Origin of the sequence: Streptomyces sp. NPDC048417, from assembly GCF_040651615.1 — a bacterium.
Classification (GTDB): Bacteria; Actinomycetota; Actinomycetes; order Streptomycetales; family Streptomycetaceae; genus Streptomyces.
Window position 1 is genome coordinate 1 of record NZ_JBEZKI010000092.1, and the last position, 1,134, is coordinate 1,134.

At 69.3% G+C, this 1,134-nt stretch carries 1 protein-coding gene; it reads right to left on the reverse strand.

Going from position 1 to position 1,134, the window contains the following annotated elements; all coding sequences use genetic code 11:
- Positions 1 to 1,134 (reverse strand): S46 family peptidase (locus tag AB0D59_RS51110; RefSeq protein WP_362580094.1); only part of this gene is annotated, 1,134 nt, incomplete at both ends.

Below are 1,134 nucleotides of genomic sequence, written 5' to 3' on the forward strand. Positions count from 1 at the left end.
GCAGGCGCAGCAGCTCGCCTTCGCGCGTTTTGCCCTCGTCCTCGATCCGGGCGAACGCCGGGCTCAGCGCGGCGGCGGCCTTGAGCAGCGAATCCTCGGACGCCTGCAAGGTCTTGGCGTCGGCCTTCATCGCCTGCAGGCGCGCGGCTTCCTCGCCGAAACCGGTGTGGGCGTAGACCGCGTCGATGCTGCGCTTGAGCGCGGCCTCGTCCTCGCCGGGGAACACGCGCTCGATCTCGGCCACGCGCTGGGCGCCCTGCGCGGCGCGCTTGTACTGCACCAGCAGATAGCGCAGCACTTCTTTTTCCACTTCGCTGCGATAGCGCCGCTGCACTTGCTTGAGCCGGCCTTCGATCAGCGCCTCATCGCGCTGCTGATAGCCGGTTTCGCGCGCGGCGTCGGGCTTGGCGCGCTCCTGCGCCAGCCGCTGCACGGTCAGCGCGGCGTTGAGCAACTGGGTCTGGCTGCGGATCGCGCTCAGCAACTGGTCGCGCTCGCGCGTGGCCGCGCCGGCGTCGAGGATCTTCTGCGCGGCGTCGATGTCGGCGCGGATCGCGCGCGCGTCGGCCTGCTTGTCCAGCCAGGCCAGCATCGCCTTCTCGTCTTCGCCGCGCACCCGCACCGCGTCGCTGCGGCGCAGTCCGTCGAGTTCGCCCTGGGCGCGCTTGAGCGTGTTCTTGAAGCCCTTGACCTGCGCGGCGTAGCTGACCTGCGCATCGGCCGAACCGGCCGCGGCGGCGTCGATGGTCTTGATCAGATCGCCGTACAGCGCCACCCGCGAAGGCAGCTGCCACTGCACCTGCTGGGCGAACTCGGAGGCCATGCGATGGCGGAAGGTCACGCCCGGATAGCCGGCGAGCATGGCGTAGTCGCCCTCGCGCACGGGTGCGGTGGCGATCTGCAGATGGCTCGGCGGCTGGTAGGGCACGTTGTCGGGCGAGTAGTCGGCCGGCTTGCCGTCGCGGCCCACGTACGCGCGCAGCAAGGTGAAATCGCCGCTGTGGCGCGGCCACACGAAGTTGTCGATCTCCTCGCCGTAATTGCCGATGCTGTCCGGCGGCGCGTAGACCAGGCGGATGTCGCGCAGTTCGAGCTGGCGGATCAGATAGAAATCGCTGCCGTAGTACATGTTGG